This window comes from Streptomyces purpureus, from assembly GCF_014648195.1.
Classification (GTDB): domain Bacteria; phylum Actinomycetota; class Actinomycetes; order Streptomycetales; family Streptomycetaceae; genus Streptomyces; species Streptomyces purpureus.
Map to the genome: position 1 here is coordinate 39,737 of NZ_BMQQ01000039.1, position 16,570 is coordinate 56,306.

At 70.1% G+C, this 16,570-nt stretch carries 12 protein-coding genes; 3 read left to right on the top strand and 9 right to left on the bottom strand.

Features of this window, described 5'->3' with window-relative positions; genetic code table 11:
* Window positions 1-83: 83 nt before the first annotated feature.
* On the top strand, window positions 84-2,099 hold the full coding sequence (locus tag IEZ01_RS31445; protein ID WP_373287694.1) for a hypothetical protein: 2,016 nt from the start codon (window positions 84-86) through the stop codon (window positions 2,097-2,099).
* A 60-nt stretch (window positions 2,100-2,159) separates the two neighbouring features.
* On the opposite strand, the gene IEZ01_RS31450 is transcribed toward IEZ01_RS31445, so the two are convergent.
* The 7 genes from IEZ01_RS31450 to rplU all read right to left on the bottom strand — a co-directional run bounded on the left by IEZ01_RS31450 (window position 2,160) and on the right by rplU (window position 11,853).
* On the bottom strand, window positions 2,160-3,374 hold the full coding sequence (locus tag IEZ01_RS31450) for a glycosyltransferase family 2 protein (RefSeq protein ID WP_019886237.1): 1,215 nt from the start codon (window positions 3,372-3,374) through the stop codon (window positions 2,160-2,162).
* Entirely contained in the window at window positions 3,374-5,446 is a 2,073-nt protein-coding gene (locus IEZ01_RS31455; RefSeq protein ID WP_189205111.1) for a CDP-glycerol glycerophosphotransferase family protein, read from the bottom strand. The genes IEZ01_RS31450 and IEZ01_RS31455 overlap by 1 nt, the downstream gene beginning before the upstream one ends.
* 136 nt (window positions 5,447-5,582) lie before the next feature.
* On the bottom strand, window positions 5,583-7,082 hold the full coding sequence (locus IEZ01_RS31460; RefSeq protein ID WP_028797524.1) for a bifunctional cytidylyltransferase/SDR family oxidoreductase: 1,500 nt from the start codon (window positions 7,080-7,082) through the stop codon (window positions 5,583-5,585).
* A 230-nt stretch (window positions 7,083-7,312) separates the two neighbouring features.
* Window positions 7,313-9,388, bottom strand: coding sequence for a glycosyltransferase family 4 protein (locus IEZ01_RS31465; protein WP_189205113.1), 2,076 nt, complete (start codon window positions 9,386-9,388; stop codon window positions 7,313-7,315).
* A gap of 276 nt (window positions 9,389-9,664) precedes the next feature.
* Window positions 9,665-11,101, bottom strand: a complete 1,437-nt coding sequence (gene obgE / locus IEZ01_RS31470) for a GTPase ObgE (RefSeq protein WP_019886242.1) — start codon at window positions 11,099-11,101, stop codon at window positions 9,665-9,667.
* Window positions 11,102-11,263: 162 nt separating this feature from the next.
* Window positions 11,264-11,518, bottom strand: a complete 255-nt coding sequence (rpmA, locus tag IEZ01_RS31475) for a 50S ribosomal protein L27 (protein ID WP_019886244.1) — start codon at window positions 11,516-11,518, stop codon at window positions 11,264-11,266.
* 14 nt (window positions 11,519-11,532) lie between these two features.
* Complete coding sequence (gene rplU, locus IEZ01_RS31480; protein WP_019886245.1) at window positions 11,533-11,853, bottom strand: 50S ribosomal protein L21; 321 nt, start codon at window positions 11,851-11,853, stop codon at window positions 11,533-11,535.
* A gap of 410 nt (window positions 11,854-12,263) precedes the next feature.
* On the opposite strand from rplU, the gene IEZ01_RS31485 reads away from it, so the two are divergent.
* Both IEZ01_RS31485 and IEZ01_RS31490 read left to right on the top strand, forming a co-directional pair.
* Window positions 12,264-13,766, top strand: a complete 1,503-nt coding sequence (locus IEZ01_RS31485; RefSeq protein ID WP_189205115.1) for a glycosyltransferase family protein — start codon at window positions 12,264-12,266, stop codon at window positions 13,764-13,766.
* 82 nt (window positions 13,767-13,848) lie between these two features.
* Complete coding sequence (locus IEZ01_RS31490; RefSeq protein WP_189205117.1) at window positions 13,849-14,445, top strand: acyltransferase; 597 nt, start codon at window positions 13,849-13,851, stop codon at window positions 14,443-14,445.
* A 69-nt stretch (window positions 14,446-14,514) separates the two neighbouring features.
* On the opposite strand, the gene IEZ01_RS31495 is transcribed toward IEZ01_RS31490, so the two are convergent.
* Together IEZ01_RS31495 and IEZ01_RS31500 are read right to left on the bottom strand one after the other, a co-directional pair.
* The gene (locus tag IEZ01_RS31495) at window positions 14,515-14,886 is read right to left on the bottom strand and encodes a hypothetical protein (protein ID WP_229833307.1); all 372 of its coding nucleotides are present in this window, start codon (window positions 14,884-14,886) and stop codon (window positions 14,515-14,517) included.
* Between the two features lie 129 nt (window positions 14,887-15,015).
* Window positions 15,016-16,570: polymorphic toxin-type HINT domain-containing protein (locus IEZ01_RS31500; protein ID WP_229833308.1), on the bottom strand; the 1,555-nt coding region annotated here is incomplete at its 5' end.

A 16,570-nucleotide genomic window follows, 5' to 3' on the forward strand; every position in this document is an offset into this window, starting at 1 on the left:
CAGGATGGCTCGTTTGGCACCTTGTCCGGTCCCGCTCGTCCCGTGGAGCCCCCGTGCCAAGAGTCCGACCCGCTGCCCGGCATATTCTCCGACGACTCGGCGCCACCCTGCGGCGGCTGGGGCCCTTGGCGGCGCTGGGGGCCGCCTTCGCGGGGCAGGTCGCCGGTGCCGTACACCCGGACGCGCTGGTGCTCACCGTGTTCACCGCGGCCGGTCTGGCCCTGGAGCTGCTGCTGTACCGGCGTCACCGGGGGCTGAGCCGGGTCCTTTCCAAGGCGCGGTTCGACGTGCCGGTGCGGCATCTGCTGCGGGATCTGCTGCTGGTGGCCGGGCTGATGAATCTGGAGCCGTACGGGCCGGGGCTGCTGTATCTGCCGCTGTGCTATGGGCTGTTGCTCTGCTACGCGCTGTACTTCGCATGCCTGGGCGCGGCGGCCAAGGTGCGCAGGACGCGCACTCTGCCGGTGCTGACCCGGAACATCGACGCCTCGGAGCTGCGGCTCTCGACGGCCCCGCCCGCGCTGCTGACCCGCCATCCGGGTATCCGGCTGCTGACCTGCGGGTTTCCCGTTACGGCCGGTCTGGTGGCGGCGGGGCTGACGGGGGACGGGGTGTGGGCGGGGGCCGGTGTGGTGCTGTCGGTGCTGCTGTCCGGGGGCTGTTTCGCGGTGCTGCTCATGTGGCTGCTGCCCGGGCGGCGGCCGGCGGGCGAGGCGGAGGTGCTCGCCTGGTTCGACCGATGGCTGGCGGAGTACCGGCCGACGGTCGGGATGTACTTCTCCGGCGGGACCAGCTCGGCGTACCAGGCCAACATGTGGCTGGAACCGCTCGCCGGGCTCGGGGGCCGTCCGGTGATCGTGCTGCGGGAGCGCTTCATGCTGCAGAAGATCGGCGCGACGGATGTGCCGATCATCTGTGTGCCGAAGGTGGCCCATCTGATGCGGCTGGAGCACTCGACCCTCAACGTGCTCATCCACCCCGCGAACTCGGGCAAGACCTCGCAGGTGCTGCGGATCCCCAGCATCAAGCACGCCTTCGTGAACCACGGCGAGAGCGACAAGCTGTCCAGCTGCAATCCGTACGCCAAGGCGTACGACGAGGTGTGGGTGGCCGGGCCGGCGGCGCGGGAGCGGTACGCGCTGGCGGAGGTCGGCGTGGACGACCGGGACGTGGTGGAGATCGGGCGGCCGCAGCTGGCTCCCGTCCTGCCGTACGCGGGCCCGCCGGCCGGTCCGTTCATGACCGTGCTGTACGCGCCGACCTGGGAGGGCTGGACGGAGGACCCGGGGAACACGTCGGTGATCCTGGCCGGGGAGAACCTGGTGCGGGCGCTGCTCGCCGATCCGGGGGTCCGGCTGCTGTACAAGCCGCATCCGATGACCGGGTCGGTGGATCCGCGGGCGGCTGCCGCGAACGCCCGGATCAAGCAGCTGGTGCGGGAGGCGGCCGCGCGGCGGGTCGGGGGCGTGGCGGAGTCCGAGCCGTGCGGGCGGGAGCTGGCGCGGACGGCCGACGCGGAGTTCCCGGCGCGGGCGGACGGCGTGGAGCGGATGCTGCGGCAGGGCGCTCCGGCGCCGGGCCGGGCGGCGGAGGTGGCGCGGGCGACGGCGCGCTGGGAGGAGGCGTACTGGGCGTCGTCGGCGCCGGGTGAGCACCGGGTGGTGACGGGGACGCAGCCGAGTCTGTACTCCTGCTTCAACCAGGCCGATCTGCTGATCAGCGATGTGTCGTCGGTGGTGAGCGACTTCCTGGCGAGCGGCAAGCCGTACGCGGTGGTCAACACGGGCGGGCTGTCGGAGGAGGAGTTCCGGGCGGTGTTCCCGACCGTACGGGCGGCGACGGTGCTGACGCCGGACGGGCGGGGGGTGCCGGCGCTGCTGGAGGCGGTGCGGGATCCGTCGAAGGACGCGCTGCGCGGGGTGCGGGCGGCGCTCAAGGAGCAGCTGCTCGGGCCGGCGGACCCGCCGTCGCCGGTGCGGTTCGCCGCGGCGGTGTCCGCGCTGGCGGCCCATGCGGCGCACCGCCGCTCCCCCGTCCCGGCACCCCGCCCCGCCCAGGAGGCACCGGCGCAGGGTCCGCTTCAGCGTCCGCTGGGCTGACGACGCGCGAAGGGCCCGTACGCACCATGGCGTACGGGCCCTTCGCTGTGTCCGGGGCCGTCAGCGGCGCAGGGTCCGCTTCAGCTTGCGGACGACGCGGCGGGCGAACGACGGCTTGGGGCGGGCGGCCGTCGGCAGGGTGGGGGCGAGCCGCTGGTCGCCGACCTGTTCGGTGATGCGCATCGCGTACAGCTCGTCGGGGAAGCCGTCCAGGCCCGCCCCGAAGTGGGGGTAGGCGAGATGGCGGCGGCCGTCGCGTACGGTCACCTCGGGCGGGGTGCCGGCCTTCTGGAAGGTCAGCACGTCCATGATCAGGTCGAGCCGGCCGAGGGCGGCCGCGGTGAGCCGGAGGCGTTCGTCGACCTTGAGGCGGCGGCCGATGCCTTCGGTCCAGTACGCGGCCAGCATGGGGGCGGCGAGGTCGAGGGTGCGCTGCCGCTCCTCGGGCGACTGGCCGAGCATGATCGGGCCGAGCAGGGGCAGCAGGGTGCTCGCGAAGGGGCGGATCATCAGCAGGTCGCGCCGGTCGCCGGCGGGGACGTGCGCGGCGATCAGGTCGGCGAGGAGGTGGCCGGATTCGATCCGGGCGGGGATGGTGGTGCCCTTGCGGACGTGGTTGCCGTCCTCGCGGCCGACCAGGTAGTAGCAGGTGTAGTCGGCGAGTACGGAGACGCCGTCGGCCCGTAAGTAGGCCTCCATGGTGAACGGCGCGTCCTCGCCGAAGCGCATGGAGGTGTCGAAGCGCAGGCCGTGGCGGACGAGCAGGTCGCGGCGGAAGAGCTTCTGGGCGCTGAGGGTGAACTTGATGTTGGACGAGAAGACGTCGGTGCGTTCCAGGGTGGTGCGGTAGACCGATCCGCCGCCGCCGCGGTTGACGCCCTCGACCCGGCCGAGGGCCACGTCGGTGCCGTTGCGGTCGGCCATCGCGACGAGACGTTCCAGCGCCTCGTCGCCGAGGAAGTCGTCCGCGTCGAGGAAGAAGACGAACCGGCCGCGGGCCAGGCCGAGGCCCGTGTTGCGGGGGCCGCCGGGCGCACCGGAGTTGGCCTGGTGGACGACCCGGGTGGGGATCTTGGTCCGGGCGGCGAACTCGTCGAGGTGGTCGCCGGTGCCGTCGGTGGAGCCGTCGTCGACGGCGACGATCTCGATCCGTTCGGCGCCGATGGTCTGGGCCTCGACGGACTCCAGGCAGCGGACCAGATACGGCATCGCGTTGTAGGCGCCGATGACGACGGTCACATCGGGCGCCGGGTCGTCGGCTCTGCTGTCGCCCATCAGTTGGTCTCCGGCTCCTCGTCGAGTTCGCCGATGCTCTGTCCGGCCAGGCGCTGTTCGACGCCGGCGTTGCGGGCCTCGGCCTGGGCGGCGAGGGCCTGGACGGCCGCGTTGAACCGCTCCTGGGAGGACGGCTCGTCGGGGCCGAGGAGGTACTCCTTGAGCGCGCGCCGGTCCTCGGCCAGCTTGTCCGCGGCCGGGTCGGCGACGGCCTCCAGCAACTGGCCGATGTCCTCGGCGGTGTTGGTGAGGACGACGGCGGCGCGTACGGCGGTGTTCTGCCGCTTGAACTCCTCGGCGCCGATCTCGGCGGAGTCGGTGACGGCGTACGGCTTGCCGCTCGCGATGAAGTCGGAGACCACGCTGGAGATGTCCGAGACCATGGCGTCGGCCTCGTTGAAGCAGTCGTACAGGCGGGGCTGGACGCCGGTCACGGAGGTGTGCTCCCACCAGCCGAAGGAGCGCCAGTAGGCGTCGTTCCACTCGGCGCGCAGCCGCTTGGTCTCGGCGAGCCGCTCGGGGTCGGCGAGGGAGACGCGGGACTCCTCGGCCTCGTCGCCGTCCTTGCGGACCTGGCTGGTCTCCAGCTGGGCGAGCCGGGCCTCGATACGGGCCAGTTCGGCGCGGGCGGCGGCCTGGCCGGCCTGTGCGGAGGCGGCCTCCTCGATCCAGCGCGGCTCGGTGGCGCGCCGGGCGGCGGCCGTCTCGATCATCTTGCGGATGCGGGCGTCGACCGCCTTGGCCTTGCGGTTGACCAGCCCGGTGAAGGGGTGCGGCTTGTAGACGAGCCGGACGGGCTGCTCGGCGTCGAGGAGGCGGCGCACGATGTTCTCGCCGGCCAGCAGGAGGGAGGTGTTGCCGGGGTTGTCGTCCCAGCCCTCCCAGGTGGGGGCGTAGAGGATCGTGGGGATGGGGTTCTTGGGGGTGCCGGTCCAGCGCTTGATCGGGGCCAGCTGGGGGCGGCCGACCTCGACGATGTCCTCGTCACGGACGCCGACGTCGGCGAGGGCGTAGCGGTCGCGGCCGGCCCGGCCGGCGGTCCACACCTCGTCGTAGACCTTGGAGAAGGGGTTGACGCTGGCGAGCTTGTCGCTGTCGCCGTGGCCGATGAAGGCGTGCTTCATGGTGGGCACGCGCAGGATGTGGATGTTCTTGCCGACGTTGGCGGCGTAGAGCGCGACCCGGACCGTGGAGAGGTCGAGCTGCATCAGGTGGGTGCCGCCGGGCACGCAGATGATGGGGACGCGGGTGGCGGCGAGCTTGGGGACGAGGGTCCGCTCGCGCATGACGATCAGCGGGCGCCCGTCGATCTGCTCCATCGTCTCCAGCCACATGTTGACCTGGTACGCGGACTCGTCGGAGCCGGAGAAGTACAGGACGACGGTGGGCCGGTACTCGCGCAGCCACTTGTGGACGGTCTTCATCACGGCGGGCGTGGACGGCACGGCGCTGCGGCGCAGGTACGGGATGAGCAGGAGGGTGTAGAGCAGGCCGAGGCCGGCGGTGACGCCGACGCCGGTGTAGGCGGCGAGGTCCGTGCCGGTGCCCGCCGCGTAGATCACTCCGGCCATGGCCGGGATGTCGAGGTGGAGCATCTTCTCGGCGGACCGGTTCAGCAGCGCCTTCGGCGGGGCGTCCGGGATGCGTACGCCGTGCAGGTCGACGTTGCGGGTGACGACCGGCAGGGTGCGGCGCATCCGGATGAGGGTGGCGAGGGCGCCCTGGGGGGCCTGGAGGGCGTAGAAGCCGAGGAAGCCGGCCACCGCCGCGTAGAACAGGGGCTGTTCGGCGAGGTTCTCCCGCGCGAGGAGCAGGATCAGCAGCAACTGCCGTACGAGGAACCGGATCGGGAGGCCGGCGCGGACCTTGCCGAGCCGGTTGATCAGGTAACTGTCCTTCTGGTGCAGGTACCAGTCGGCGACGTACGTCACGGCACCGGCCACCGCGAAGAACCAGAGGTTCGGGATGAGCGCGGCGAGCATGACGCATGGGTAGCCCAGTCCCATCAGGACTGCTGCGGCCAGCTCGGACCCGCTGCCCACGCGTGCCAGGCGGATGGCGGTCGAAATCACGAAGAACCTGCTCCAGAGGGGGGTGCCGGTTTATTCACATTGCGGTAAGGGCCGTGAAGAGCGAGCTTCACGAACTCGGGCCTCTGCATTCGCGTATTGGCGATGCAGAGGCCCGATTAAGCACATCTAGCGAGTATTACACATCTTCCTGACGATCCAGGACAGAGGCCAGAGCCTGCTCAAATCCGGACGCCTCGGACGCCTCGCGGGTCGGGTCCTGCTGCCGAACGTCGATGACGTGTCCGGTCATTTCGGAGAGCAGCACGTCCAGCGAGGTCCGGGCCACGGCCTCGGAGGACAGCAGCGAGCCCGAGGGCTCCTGACCGAATGCCTTCGTACGCATCGGGGTCGCGGTGCGTTCCGGGTTGACGCAATTCACACGGATTCCGTCACTTGCCCATTCGTCGGCGAGGGCCTGGGTGAGATTCACCATCGCCGCCTTGGTGGACGAGTAAAGGCTGTACTCCGCGCGGCCGCGAGTGTAGCTGGAGGAGGTGTACAGCAGGAGCTGGCCCTTGGTCTCGGCCAGGTATTTGTACGAGGCGCGGGCGATCTGCACGGGCGCCAGGTAATTGACGTTCAGCGCTTCCTGGATGGTCGCGTTGTCGGTCTCGGCGAGCTTGCCGATGCGCAGCACGCCGGCGGTGTTGATGACGTAGTCGATCCGGCCGCTCTCGGCGTACGCCTTGGACAGGGCGTCGTCGACGTGCTCGGGGTTCTCCACGTGGGTGCCGGTGGTGGAGCGGCCCAGGGCGTAGACCTTGGCGCCGTACGTCTCGGCGAGCTCGGCGATGTCGGAGCCGATGCCGTACGAACCGCCGAAGACGACCAGGGTCTTGCCGGCGAGCAGTTCGCGGTAGCCGGCCTCGTCGGCCTGGCGCGGGGCGGCGGTGGAGGCGAGCTGGAAGAGCTTGTCGGCGATGAAGACGTCGACCGGCTGGGTCACCTTCATGTTGTACTCGTCGCCCGCGACGACGTGGATCGGCACGTCGGGCAGGTACTTGAGCACGACGCTGCAGTCGTCGGTGGCCTGGAAGTTGGGGTCGCCGGCCGCGATCTCGTACGCCCTGCGGATCGTGGAGAGCTTGAAGGCCTGCGGGGTCTGGCCGCGGCGCAGCCGGGACCGGTCGGGGACGTCGGTGATGAACTCGCCGTCCTCGCCGTGGGTGCGGGTCACGATGATGGTGTCCGCGGAGGGGATGGCGACGTCGACGGCCTGGTAGCGGTCGAGGGCGTCGACACAGTCCTTGATCACGCGCTGTGACAGAAGCGGACGCACCGCGTCATGGAAGAGGACGTTGCGGTCCTCACCCTCCGCGAGGCCTTCGCCGAGGGCCGCGATGGCGCGCTCGGTGGTCTCGTTGCGGGTCGCGCCGCCCTCGATGATCCGGGTGACCTTGGTGAGCCCCGCCTTGGCGACGATCTTCTCCACGTCGGACACGTACCCCGGCGCCATCAGCACGATCACGTCGTCGACGGAGTCGGCCTGCTGGAAGATCGACAGGGTGTGCTCGATGACGGCCTTGCCCGCGATCTTCAGCAGCTGCTTGGGGATCGCGAGCCCCACGCGCTGTCCGGTACCCCCGGCGAGCACGACTGCGGTGGTGCGGGGCTTGCCTTCATACGGCACAGACACGGAACGACCTACCTTGGTATGGCTGGGGAACGATGTGATGTTCGCACTCTCCGTGACCGTCTCGCAAGGCGGACCTCGGCTGCTCCACACCGTCCCGACACGGACAGTTCACCCTGTGGCCAGGGAGGTTTACGGGGCCGCGGCGGGGCGCCGGAGTGACCGACTCCACAGCCGCGGGCCAGGGGCCGGTCCCGGCGCGGCTCACCCGCGCCGGCCGGCCCCTCGGACGCCTACTTGTCGAGGACATGGAGGACGAGTCCGTTGTCGGGGTCGTAGGCGAGCTTGACCCGGACGAGGAGCTGCGGCCTGCGCAGCAGCTTGCGCAGCACCCGGCGGACCAGCAGCAGCGGGCGCGGCTGCTGGAGCAGCGGCTCGGGGTAGACGAAGACTCCGCCCTTGAGGACGACGTCGTCGAGGACACGTCCGACACGGACCGGCTCCTGACCGGGTGCGGGGCGCAGCCAGAGGTCCCAGGCGTCCTTCTCGGTGCGCCGCTCGGCGACCACGGCGGCGGCGGGAACGGTGACCTCGAAGCCGCGCTCGCCCCGGCGGGTGCCGGGCAGGACCAGCTCCTGGGCGTCGCGCTCGCCGCGGCGGCGCAGCAGCAGTTCGGGGCGCTCCCCCAGGGTGGCCGGGCCGATGAGCCGGCCGTGCACGGTCAGCTTGCGCTCACGGAGGCTGACGTCGACGTTCCCCGCCTCGGCGTGGACGTCGCGTACCCAGGAGCGCAGCACGAGGTGGTGCTTGGGGGCGCGGCGGAAGGGGACGAGGTGGCGGAAGCCCGCCGACGGGTCGATCCGGTCGGCGACGCGGAGCGAGCCGCGCTGGTCGACCGCGCGGGCCAGGATGCCGACGCGGCGGCCGGAGGCCGGGTGGTCGGCGTGGCACATCCAGTTACCCTCGGCGAAGTCCTCGCCGGCCGGGATCGTGGCCGTACCGTCCGCGCGGAAGGGGTACACCCGTTCCTGGGCGTCTCCCTCGAACGGGGTGCAGACCAGACGCAGGCCCTCGTACTTCGCCACCGCCGCCTCGGGGGCGACCATCGTGACGGTGAGCGAGCCGTCCTCGTGCGCGACACAGTCGGCCATTGGTATGAAGGGGGCCGTCGCCGGGTCGAAGGGGGCCTCGGCGGCCGGGGCGGCGGGGGTGGCCCGCTGGGTGGAGCCGGCGCCGAGCTCGGCGAACAGGTCGGCGTACTGCTTGGTGACCGAACTGGGGTCGTAACGGCGGGAGTTGGTGATCGCCGCAGCGCCCATGCGGTGGCGCAGGTCCTTGTCGTCGATCAGCTTCAGGAGCGCGTCGGCGACGGCGTCGGCGTCCCCGACGGGGACCAGGAAGCCGTCCTCGCCGTCCTTGATGATCTCGCGGGGGCCGTAGTCGCAGTCGGTGCTGACCACCGGCAGGCCGCAGCGCATCGCCTCGACCAGGGTCATGCCGAAGGACTCGTGGCGGGAGGTGGAGGCGGCGATGGCGCCCTTGACCCACTCCGGCTCGATCGGGGAGCGCGGGCCCATGAGGTGGACGCTGTTGTTGAGGCCGTGCTTCTGGACGGTGGCGGCAAGCCGCTCCTTGTCCGGGCCCCAGCCGCAGATCCGCAGGGTCCATTCGGGACGGACGGCGACGACCTTCTTGAAGGCCCGGATCAGTACGTCGTACTGCTTGCCGCGGTCGAGGCGGCCGGCCGCGACGATGGTGGTGCCCGACAGGTCGGAGGGGGTGACCGTGGGCTCGGGGACGCTGTTGGGGATGGACAGGATCCGGGTGCCGGGCAGATCCATGTGCTCCCGCCACACCGCCGCGTCACCTTCGGAGACGGTCACGAAGGCGTCGATGGCGTCGAGGTGCGGTCGCATCTCCTCGCGCAGCGCCGGCTTGTGGTGGTTGTGCGTCATGTGCTCCTGGCCGATGAGCACCGCGCCCTTGGGCGAGAACTGGGCGACGTAGGCGACCAGACCGGGCCGGGTGCCGATGACCACGTCGGCGTCGGAGGAGGCGTAGTGGGCGCGCGCCCGCTCGTCGGTGAGCTTGCTGTACTCCTTGAACCGGGCCTCGTTGCGGGGGAAGAACTCCGCCGGGGTCAGGTGGCCGGGGTGCTCCTTCTCGCAGGTCGGCGCGAGGGGGCGGGTGTCGAGCAGCGGTACGACGGTGATGCGCGGGTCGATCGTGAAGAGCGGGATGTCGCGGTGCTGGAAGACCGAGACGATCTCCACCTCGTGGTGGTCGGCGAGCTCCTCCGCGAGATTCAGCGTCGTGCGGATCGTGCCGCCGATGCCGTAAATCGTGTGGATGAGGAAGGAGATCTTCATCAACGCTCCGTTCATGGGGTGGGCGCTGCGCCTCACCCCCGGTAACAAGACGGGCGTCCGGGGCGGGAGGTTGCACAGCTCCCCAGGGCATTTTCCCCCGCTGTACGCGTCGGCGCCCACCTGGCGCCACCTCTCCGCCACCGGCCGTTCGGGGAAACGGGTCGGAACAGGTCGGAAACCGGCGCGGCGCCGGACCGGGACGATCCGGTCCGGCGCCGCGCTCGGGGTGCTGCCGGTCGGCTCCCGCGAGCGGGGCCCGGCCGGCGGCGGTAGGGCCTAGAACGGGTCGAAGTCGTCGAAGGCGCGCTGCGCCTCGTCGCGCTCGGCGTCCCGGTCCTTGCGGCGCTGGGCCGCGGGCCGCGGGGCCTCCAGGCGGTGGTCCTCGCCACGGCGGCCGAGCATCTCGGCACCGGCCATCATGGTCGGCTCCCAGTCGAAGACGACCGCGTCCTCCTCGGGGCCGATGGCGACGCCGTCGCCCGCGCGGGCACCGGCCTTCATCAGCTCCTCCTCGACACCGAGGCGGTTGAGGCGGTCGGCGAGGTAGCCCACGGCCTCGTCGTTGTTGAAGTCGGTCTGGCGAACCCAGCGCTCCGGCTTCTCGCCGCGGACGCGGTAGAGACCGTCCTCCTCCAGGGTGACGGTGAAGCCCGCGTCGTCGACCGCCTTGGGGCGGATGACGATCCGGGTCGCCTCTTCCTTCGGCTTGGCCGCGCGGGCCTGGGCGACGATCTCGGCCAGGGCGAAGGAGAGCTCCTTCAGGCCGGTACGGGCCACGGCGGAGACCTCGAAGACCTGGTAGCCGCGCTCTTCGAGGTCCGGGCGGATCATCTCGGCGAGGTCGAGGCCGTCCGGGATGTCGATCTTGTTGAGGACGACGATCCGGGGCCGGTCGTCCAGGCCGCCGTACTGCTTCAGCTCCTCCTCGATGACATCGAGGTCGGAGACCGGGTCGCGGTCGGATTCGAGGGTGGCCGTGTCCAGGACGTGCACGAGGACCGAGCAGCGCTCGACGTGGCGCAGGAACTCCAGACCGAGGCCGCGGCCCTGGCTGGCGCCCGGGATGAGTCCGGGCACGTCGGCGATGGTGTAGACGGTGGAGCCGGCGGTGACCACGCCCAGGTTCGGCACCAGCGTGGTGAAGGGGTAGTCCGCGATCTTCGGCTTGGCGGCCGACAGGACGGAGATCAGCGAGGACTTTCCGGCGCTCGGGTAGCCGACCAGGGCCACGTCGGCGACGGTCTTGAGCTCCAGGACGATGTCGCCGGTGCGGCCGGGCTCACCGAGCAGCGCGAAGCCGGGGGCCTTGCGGCGGGCGGAGGCGAGCGCGGCGTTGCCGAGACCGCCGCGGCCGCCCTCGGCGGCGACGTAGCGGGTGCCCTCGCCGACCAGGTCCGCGAGGACCTCGCCGTTCTTGTCGAGGACGACGGTGCCGTCCGGCACGGGCAGGACCAGGTCCTGGCCGTCCTTGCCGGAGCGGTTGCCGCCTTCGCCGGGCTTGCCGTTGGTGGCCTTGCGGTGCGGGGAGTGGTGGTACTCGAGAAGCGTGGTCACGGACTGGTCGACGACGAGGATGACGTCGCCGCCCCGGCCGCCGTTGCCGCCGTCAGGGCCGCCGAGCGGCTTGAACTTCTCGCGGTGGACGGAGGCACAGCCGTGACCTCCGTTACCCGCGGCGACATGCAGCTCGACGCGGTCCACGAAGGTGGTCATGTTCTGTGCCTCCAGTAAACAAATGGGGTGTCTCTAGCCCTTCGCGCTTTACGCGCGAAAGCTCTTTTACGCTTAACACGCGAAAGGCGGACCTGCTTCCCGTACTTCCGTACGAGAAGGAGGTCCGCCTCCGCGAAAGAAAACCGTTCTAAGGGGCCTGGATCAGGCGACCGGAACGATGTTCACGACCTTGCGGCCGCGGAAGGTGCCGAACTGCACAGCACCGGCGTTCAGCGCGAACAGCGTGTCGTCGCCGCCACGGCCGACGCCCGCACCCGGGTGGAAGTGGGTGCCACGCTGGCGGACCAGGATCTCACCGGCGTTGACGACCTGACCGCCGAAGCGCTTCACGCCGAGCCGCTGAGCGTTGGAGTCGCGACCGTTCCGAGTGGACGATGCGCCCTTCTTGTGTGCCATCTCTCCTCAGTCCCTTACTTCGCAGCCGTGGGGATGCCGGTGACCTTGATCGCCGTGTACTGCTGACGGTGACCCTGGCGACGGCGGTAGCCGGTCTTGTTCTTGTAGCGCAGGATGTCGATCTTGGCGCCCTTGTGGTGGTCCACGACCTCGGCCTGGACCTTGATGCCCGCCAGGACCCACGGGTCGCTGGTCACGGAGTCGCCGTCGACAACGAGCAGGGTCGAGAGCTCGACCGTGTCGCCAACCTTGGCAGTGGAAATCTTGTCAACCTCAACGATGTCGCCGACAGCAACCTTGTGCTGGCGACCACCGCTGCGCACGATGGCGTACACGCGGATCTCTCTCTCGCTCGAACGGGAACTCCTGATGCCAGCCGCTCGCACGGGCCTGGGGCCCGCGGCTCTCCGGATGGGGTGAGCGGCCTCTCCAGGCCGTAGCCGGAGGGAGGTGCTCAGGAGCTGACGCGTATGGAAACACGCCGACGGTCAAGGTTACGGGGCCGCCTGCGGGGGGTCAAACCGGGCCCCGCGAGCCCTACCGGCGCACGGCGCCATGTCAGCGCAAGATAAGGCCACGTCCCCACGCCAGGACGGTCGACGGTAGTGTCGGGAAGGGGTTCCACTCGGGTCCGATTAACCGTACGGTCCGTGTTCCTTGCCTCGATCGTGGAGCTGCAGTCTTGCCGACACCTGAGTTTTCCGATGAACGTCTGACGAATATCGCACGCTGGGCCATATCCCGTATGTCCCGGTCGGAGCGCGCCCTCGTCGCGGAGCGGACACTCGGATACGCGGCTCAGAACATCCAGGATCCCCGACTGCGCACCGAGCTGCTGGTCGAGGCCGCCGAGGCACGGCTCGCCAAGGGGCACGTACCCCGTCATCTCTTCAAGGCGTACGCCGCGCAGCTGGAGCTCGCCGACGAGGAGCACGAGGCGGGCCGCTGGGCGACCGCGTCGAGCGCCGCCGCCAAGGCGCTGCTGCTCGCCTTCCACCGCGCGCTGCACGTCGACGGGCTCAGCTCGCCGCTGGCCGACAACCCGGCCCGCTACACCGCCCCCCTGCGCGAGAGCCGTACCGCCATCGCCCTGCGCAGCCCCCGCGGCCGTAAGCGGGCCGCCGCCGCGCCGCCCGGCGACCGGCCGCTGCGACTGCTGGTGGCGCACCACGGCAACGACAACTTCCTGCGTCCCGTCCTCGCCCACTACGCCGAGCACGCGGACGTCGAGCTGAAGGTCCTCGACACCGCCGCCGACCCCACGCTCGCCCCGCTGGCCAAGGGTGTGGGGCGGATGATCCAGCGGGCGCTGGGCAGCCAGGCCGCGTACGGGCGCCGTATCGAGGAGGCGCTGCGTCCGCACCTGGACTGGGCCGACGTCGTCTTCATCGACTGGTGCGCGGTGGCCGCCGCGTTCTTCACGCTCGTGGATCCGGGTCCGGCCCGTATCGTCGTGCGGCTGCACAGTTACGAGGCGTTCAGCCACTGGCCGCACATCATCGACTTCTCCCGCGTCGACGACCTGGTCTTCGTCAGTGAGCACCTGCGCGACTTCTGCGTCTCGGCGATCCCCCGCCTGAAGGAGCGGAAGGCGCCCCGGCTCCATGTGATCGACAACGCCGTCCAGCTGGAGCGCTTCGTGCTGCCCAAGCGGCCAGGGGCCCGCTTCACCCTCGGGATGGTGGGGGTGAGCCAGGTCGCCAAGGACCCGGGCTGGGCGCTGGAGGTCCTGAACATGCTGCGGGAGAAGGACGAGCGCTACACGCTCCATCTCATAGGGAGTCCGCTGCGTCCGGACGCCGGTCCGGCCGCCGCCCGCTACTACCGGACCTACCAGCGCGAGCTGCTGCGCCTGGAGGCGGCCGGGGCCGTACGCCAGGTGGGGCAGACGGACGACGTGCCCGGCGCGCTCACCGAGGTGGGGGTGATCCTCAGCAGCTCGGTGCGCGAGAGCTGGCACCTGGGGCTGGTGGAGGGCGCGGCGAGCGGGGCGGTGCCGGTCGTGCGCGACTGGCCGTTCTTCGCGAAGCGGCCGCACGGGGCCCGGGCGCTGTTCCCGGCGCCCTGGGTGGTGGACGACCCGGCCGAGGCGGCCGAGCGGGTGCTGCGGGTGACCGCCACCGAGGAGGGCTGGGAGAAGTACGGGCACGAGGCGTCGGAGCACGCGATGCTGGCCTGGGACTGGGCCCATGTGAAGGGCCATTTCGACCGGCTGCTGCTGGGGTCGGGGCCGGGGTCCGGCCGGTGAGTCCGCCTCTTGGCCGCGACGTATGCTCATGCGGCGAACACGCCCGACGTGCCAACGACGCCCTCGGAAAGGCAGCAGCACAGTGAACTACAGGGTCCAGCCCACCGCCCAGGTCGCGGAGAGCGCCGAGATCGGCGCGGGCAGCAGCGTCTGGGAGCTCGCCCAGATCCGTGAGGACGCCCGCCTCGGCGAGGGCTGTGTGATCGGCCGCGGCGCCTACGTCGGTACGGGCGTCCGGATGGGCGACAACTGCAAGCTGCAGAACTACGCGCTGGTCTACGAGCCGGCCGAGCTCGGCAACGGTGTCTTCATCGGCCCGGCGGTCGTCCTCACCAACGACCACAACCCGCGCTCGGTGGACGCCGAGTTCAAGCAGAAGCGCGGCGGTGACTGGGAGGCCGTGGGCGTCAAGATCGCCGACGGCGCCTCGATCGGCGCCCGCTCGGTCTGCGTGGCCCCGATCACCATCGGCCGCTGGGCGATGATCGCGGCCGGCGCGGTCGTCACCAAGGACGTCCCGGACTTCGCCCTGGTCGTCGGCGTCCCGGCCCGCCAGATCGGCTGGGTCGGCCACGAGGGCGTCCGCCTGGCGGAGCGCGACGGCGAGCCGGGCATGTGGGAGTGCCCGAAGTCGGGGCGGCTGTACGCGGAGAAGGACGGCGTGCTGTCGGAGGCGTGAGCGCCGACGGCTGATTTCCGGAGGGGACCTCGCGGGGCGGGGTCCCCTCCGGCGTACGGCATTCCGCGCTCATACCTCCGGGAATTTGAGGTCCTCATCGAAGGCACGCAGCAACGCCTGGGCCGCTTCGGCCACATCCGGCTGGACCGCATCGGAGAGACCCTCGATAACTGGTCGCCCAGCGAGCACGGCTGCCCGCGAAGCCACCTCCCAACCAGGCTGGTCCTTGTAGCCCTTTCGCCGGGGACCTCCGGCAGCGGCAGCGGCTACGTGCCATTGATCAGTCCGATAGATGCTCTCCAGCAGGTCCAACAGCTCAGCCTTGCACGGCACGCCAGGGGCACCGGCCAGTTCAATCAGGAATGGAACAGTCGGAGCCGTTGCGTCCCCTAGGACAAAGCCCAGGGCGCACACGCATTCGGACAGTTCGTCAATCGCCATCCTTGCTACAGTCTCGTCGCCGTACGCGATCCTGGACAGCAAGCCCGGGATGTCGCGGGCTGAGCCTTGAGCCCCGCCAAGGTCCCCCCAAGGAACCCGAGTCATCCCCTTCAGCAAACTACCCACAGGTCACCCCTCCCCGCTATAAGTGTCAGTGATCTTCAGCCTAGACATGACCTGCTGACAACTGCCGCATCCAGGCAAGAGATCTCTGTAGCGGTCGTGATCGAACGGCTTGCGCAGCATGGCGAGACTCTGACTGCCGCGGATCTGTTCTCCAGCCTCCAACGCCTGAGCGATGCAGCCGATTTCCGCGCATCCGCCATGATGCTCAGTCTGCTGCACGACTCTGCGCAGCACCAAAGGAAGATTCATTTTCTCCATGTCTGTCCTTCGCCGGCTTACGTCGAAGTAGACATTGCCCGAAGGCGTCCACAGAGCACTGGCGGCACCTTCGTTCTTTCCTGGGCCCATACGCCTCAGATCGGTGTAGGCGCTGAGCGGACAGTAGAGCGGATTCTTCCGCGAATTCTCGTTGTGGACGAGGACGGATGTCGCACCCGCCGCCACGTAATACGTATGCGCCGTGTCGACCGTCAGGTTGTAGACCGCCGCGTGCTGCGTCCACGCGCTGACTGCCTCGACCTGGACCCAGGTGCCGCTGCCCGTCTGGAGCCATTGGCCCGGTTTCAGCTCGCCGGCCTTCAGCCACTTCTTCAGAGAAGGGGACCAGAAGGGGTGGCCCTGGGTCGCCGTGATGTCGTCCGTGGCCGAGCCCGCCGGGCCGTCCGTGTCGACCGTCAGGCGGACGAGTTGCTTCTCGCCTTCGCCGACGATCGTGGCGGTGACCTTCTGCTTGGTCGTACGGCCCGTCGTCGGGTCGGTCGCCAGGACCTCGTCGCCCTCTTCGACCTTCTCGATCGGCTTTCGGGTGCCGTCCGCCATGACGACCTCCGTGCCCGCGACGAAGCTGTTGCCGCTGGCCAGTGAGGCGACCTCCGCAGCCGTGGACACGCACTGGGCCGCGCTCTCGACCCTGTCGACCGTGTTCTCGATCTTGTTCGCGACCTTGGCGACATCGTCCGTGTACTTGGCCGCCTTCGAGACCATCCGCCCCGCCCGCGCCGCGCGGACGAAGCCGGCCCCGACACCGCCCAGGGCCAGGCCCGCCACCGTGGCGACGGCCCAGGCGCAGGATTCCATGTCGCCCTCGGTGACACAGCGCTTGATGTCGTTGAAGCCGGTGACCTCGCCGACGAAGTTGCCGACCGTCTTCACGCCTTCCCAGACGTCGTCCCAGCCCACGTTCTTCACGGTCTCGACGACACTTCCGACCGAATCCACGACCGCCTTGCGGATGGCATCGACGTTCTGGGCCACGTCAACGATGACGTTCGAGGCCACTGAGACGACCATCGCCGGCAGATTGGCACTGGCCGTGACGATCGCCACGCCCACCGCCATCAGCGGTTTCACCGCCGCCTTGATGTGCGGGATCGGGTTGTACTTCGCGGCGCGTTCGATCAGCGCCCTTGTCTGGCGGGTGATCTGCCGTTTGGCCTCCATGACCTGGCGGGCGGTCTCCCTGGCTCTCTCCCTGACCCAGTTGTGAGCTGCCCCGAGTTTCGTAGAGTCCGATCTTGATTGGTTCAGGCGGACAGCGGGGTTTGCTCCTGGCTGCGCC

Bases quoted from the DNA above. Each gene is read 5' to 3' on its own strand.
- IEZ01_RS31450 (WP_019886237.1), bottom strand. From the start codon at position 3,374: ATGGGCGACAGCAGAGCCGACGACCCGGCGCCCGATGTGACCGTCGTC.
- IEZ01_RS31465 (WP_189205113.1), bottom strand. From the start codon at position 9,388: ATGAAGATCTCCTTCCTCATCCACACGATTTACGGCATCGGCGGCACG.
- obgE (WP_019886242.1), bottom strand. From the start codon at position 11,101: ATGACCACCTTCGTGGACCGCGTCGAGCTGCATGTCGCCGCGGGTAAC.
- rpmA (WP_019886244.1), bottom strand. From the start codon at position 11,518: ATGGCACACAAGAAGGGCGCATCGTCCACTCGGAACGGTCGCGACTCC.
- IEZ01_RS31485 (WP_189205115.1), top strand. From the start codon at position 12,264: ATGTCCCGGTCGGAGCGCGCCCTCGTCGCGGAGCGGACACTCGGATAC.
- IEZ01_RS31495 (WP_229833307.1), bottom strand. From the start codon at position 14,886: ATGGCGATTGACGAACTGTCCGAATGCGTGTGCGCCCTGGGCTTTGTC.